The following is a 3290-nucleotide window of genomic DNA, read 5'->3' on the forward strand; positions in this document are numbered from 1 at the left end:
GCCGTCAAGGTGCCAACTGCCAGCAGCCCCGAGCCAAATCCAATCAGCCCCGTACCCGCCCGGAAGATCGATGTAGAGCCCAAGGTCGCGGCGTAGATGACGGCGGCGAAGGCCAAGATGCCGACTACGGCGCCGACGGCGCTGAGGCGATAGGCATTACCACCACGCGCCAAGAAGTACCCAGCTAAGACGAATGCCACCAAGGTACCACCGGCCAGCAAAGCCGTCAGGGCCGTGGTCTGCGACACTGTCATACCCAGAACCTGCCCGCCGTAAGGCTCCAGGAGGATGTCCTGCATCGTGAACCCTGCCGTGCCAAGACCGACAGCAACGAGCAACTTGCCCGCCTGACCGCCTTGCGCAAAGTCCCTCCAGGTTTCCAGAAAGGGCGGACGCTCGACCGCAGCCGCCGCCCGCACGGGATCAATGGCTTCCTGCTTCCACAGCGCTACGAGATTCAACACAATCGTCGCGACCGCGGCACCCTGGATCAGTTGAATCAAAAGCTGCTGAGAGAAATTCGTCAGTAACTGACCGAACAGCAGGGCACTAAACAACATCCCAAGCAACAAGGTGACATACAGGAGTGCGACGACGCGAGGGCGCTTGTCTGCAGGCGCCAGATCTGTCGCTAGGGCAAGACCAGCCGTCTGCGTGGTATGGAGACCGGCACCAACCATCAGAAAAGCAAGCGCGGCCCCTACCTTCCCGAGGAGATTGAGACTGTTCTCCGTATCAGCGAGCAGAAGGAGGGCGAAAGGCATGATGGCAAAGCCACCAAACTGCAGCATGCTGCCGAACCAGATATAGGGTACACGGCGCAGACCGAAGGCTGAATGGTGGTAGTCCGAGCGATGACCGATCAACGCCCGGAAGGGCGCAAAGACGAGCGGAAGCGCCACCATGGCGGCGACGAGCCAGGTCGGCACGCCAAGCTCGACGACCATGACGCGGTTCAGCGTCCCTGTCAGTAAAACCATTGCGATGGCAACGGACACCTGAAACAGCGACAAGCGCAGCAGACGTTTCAGGGGGAGGTCAGGTGTCGCCACATCCGCAAAGGGCAACAGCTTCTTGACCAGCTCACGCCACGCCAACAACCGTGGATCTATGGGCTCACTCATGCCGATCTTCTCTCCGGGTAGGGATTGGGGCAGCAGGCCCAAACGGGCGGTGCTGGAAGCACAACAAGCCGCTCCTCATACAGATGCCGCTGACGAGGACGGCGCGCGAGGCGCGGCGCCCCCCGGCGTCGAAATCCGGCGATGGTACGCCCCCCCATGCCACATTGAAAGGGAGGAGGCCTGGTGCGCCCGGGCGCGGTCGAAAATCGTTCGAGACCATCACGACATTCGAGACCATCAGGACAACCGAGATCACGGCAGCACAGGCACGGCGGTGCGCTCGCAGCAGTGCACGGCGCATCAAGACGGCACGCTGGTGCAATGGCACTCGGAGCACCGGAAAAAGACACAAGGAGAATGAGGGGAGGAACTCTGGATGTCATACGGTGGATGGAGCAGGCAGAGTTGCTCTGCACCCCATCCACCGTATCGACGCACGGCGATGTGCGTCTTTCGGACCCGCTGTCACACGAAAGTGAGCGGCTCCGACCTGCGCAAACTCACTGCCAGCCGAGACCGACAGCAAAAACGACCCAATGCACAGCGATGGCCAGGACCAGCAGGGCGTAGAAGATGGGCATCAGCCAAGTAGCAGGATTGACAACCAGCCAGATCTTCCAATCTTCTTCGGGGTTTCTTGGCTTTGCGACGTCGCTCATTGTATTGACCTCTTTAAGTCGAGAGCTAAAACTAGATTACCACCAAGGATTGGCGGCAATGACGAACAGGTGAGCCAGAGCGGCCAGACCGACGAATGCGGTGTAGGTCACTTTGAACTGCTCGTGGAATTCTTTTGCTTGTTGCTCGGTCAGACCCGACAAGGATTGCTCGGCCATCGATAAATCTCCCAAAGGGGTAAATGAGATTGCCTCTGTCTATACAGTTGGCAATGATTTCACCGCAGCAGCATCTGCCACGACGACACGAATTCAGCTAGCAGCAGCCTCAGCCGGCGCAGCCTCAACAGCGGCGGGAGCCGGAGCGCTCCAACCCTGACCGTCAAGCCCGAACGCAAAAACGTGGACCGCCAGAGCCAGCACGATAAGAGCGATGAAGGTCGGAATCAGCCAGGTAGCAGGATTGACGACCAGCCAGAATTTATAGTCGTTTTCGATTGGCTTGTAGCCCATGAACTCAATTGCCATGTCAAATATCTCCCGTTACCACCAAGGATTCGCCGCGATGACGAACAGATGAGCCAGAGCGGCCAGACCCACAAACGCGGTGTAGGTCACTTTGAACTGCTCGTGGAATTCTTTTGCTTGCTGCTCGGTCAGACCCGAGAGACTCTTCATATCAGCCATTGTTGGCCTCCGTAAATACTGACATCAATCTTCAGGCAACCGTAATGAGAACTTTGAGCGGGCCAACCCGCCACCGCATGAGCTGCTTGCGCGTTCCCGATCTGGTTTGAGTACTCCAGGACCCCGTCTGGATCCTGTGTGTCATCTTAGCTTGACATGAGTATATGTCAAGCCCCTTAGACAGATGTTCGATTCGGTTATCAGCCTCAACATGAGACAGGACAGTGTTTCGGTTTCTGAACCAGGTTTCGGTTTCTGAACCAGGTTTCGGTTTCTGAACCAGGGGAATCGCGAGTGTCCGCCCATGCCATCGGAACCCGTGACGCAGACAAAACATGTATCAGCAGCCAGAAAAGCATCGGCCGCCCGCTGGATACCGTGAAGCAGCACACCGCTCGCAGCACCCGCTCCCTGGTGCCACGCGCGCCCACGGCGCTCAGCACCCAGACGGGTAGCTTGCGCAAGCCCTGCGACACAGAGCGCCAAGAGGGGGGCGACACCGCAGAGCGGTATCGCGAGCGGCCACTCAGTCGACATAGGACGCGCAGCTCGCTCGCCATGCTCGGAACCCGACGACGGCAATGGCCAAGAGGACAGATCGGAGCAGTTTGGCCCGCCTAACGCCTGAAGGAGACCAGAGACCGATGGCACCCGATCGCCCCTCGGCACCAGAAGCGTCGAGCACGCGAAGCGTTCGCGCGGCAGGGGAACAGCTGAAGCAGGCAGAGAACAGCACTAGCCTGTCGAAATTAGCTGTTTTCGGCCGCTTCACGCGTCCCCGGCTTTCGGATGCCAATGGACATTAGAAAAATACTGGAACGAGCCGCGCAAGCTTGATAAAAATTCCGAGGTATTAACGCTT

The 3290-nt window shown here is 58.6% G+C and carries 5 protein-coding genes (1 of these 5 running past the window's edge); all 5 read right to left on the reverse strand.

Annotated elements, in window-relative coordinates; genetic code table 11:
• A protein-coding gene (locus CKO23_RS23615) for a BCD family MFS transporter (RefSeq protein ID WP_200335822.1) crosses the window boundary here: on the reverse strand, positions 1–1124 show its 5' portion. Its footprint begins 307 nt before the window's first position; only the first 1124 of its 1431 coding nucleotides appear in the window; the start codon lies at positions 1122–1124; the stop codon falls past the left edge of the window.
• 500 nt (positions 1125–1624) lie between these two features.
• Complete coding sequence (gene pufA, locus CKO23_RS23620; RefSeq protein WP_200335823.1) at positions 1625–1783, reverse strand: light-harvesting antenna LH1, alpha subunit; 159 nt, start codon at positions 1781–1783, stop codon at positions 1625–1627.
• A gap of 36 nt (positions 1784–1819) precedes the next feature.
• Entirely contained in the window at positions 1820–1960 is a 141-nt protein-coding gene (pufB, locus tag CKO23_RS23625) for a light-harvesting antenna LH1, beta subunit (protein WP_012971756.1), read from the reverse strand.
• A gap of 93 nt (positions 1961–2053) precedes the next feature.
• A complete protein-coding gene (pufA, locus tag CKO23_RS23630; protein ID WP_200335825.1) occupies positions 2054–2269 on the reverse strand; it encodes a light-harvesting antenna LH1, alpha subunit in 216 nt (71 codons plus the stop codon).
• 15 nt (positions 2270–2284) lie between these two features.
• On the reverse strand, positions 2285–2428 hold the full coding sequence (gene pufB, locus CKO23_RS23635; RefSeq protein WP_007042216.1) for a light-harvesting antenna LH1, beta subunit: 144 nt from the start codon (positions 2426–2428) through the stop codon (positions 2285–2287).
• Positions 2429–3290: the final 862 nt, after the last annotated feature.

Origin of the sequence: Thiocystis violacea, assembly GCF_016583565.1 — a bacterium.
In the GTDB taxonomy this organism is placed as follows: Bacteria; Pseudomonadota; Gammaproteobacteria; order Chromatiales; family Chromatiaceae; genus Thiorhodococcus; species Thiorhodococcus violaceus_A.

Coding starts and splice junctions, on each gene's coding strand:
- pufB (WP_012971756.1), bottom strand. CDS start 1,960: ATGGCCGAGCAATCCTTGTCGGGTCTGACCGAGCAACAAGCAAAAGAA.
- pufA (WP_200335825.1), bottom strand. CDS start 2,269: ATGGCAATTGAGTTCATGGGCTACAAGCCAATCGAAAACGACTATAAA.
- pufA (WP_200335823.1), bottom strand. CDS start 1,783: ATGAGCGACGTCGCAAAGCCAAGAAACCCCGAAGAAGATTGGAAGATC.
- pufB (WP_007042216.1), bottom strand. CDS start 2,428: ATGGCTGATATGAAGAGTCTCTCGGGTCTGACCGAGCAGCAAGCAAAA.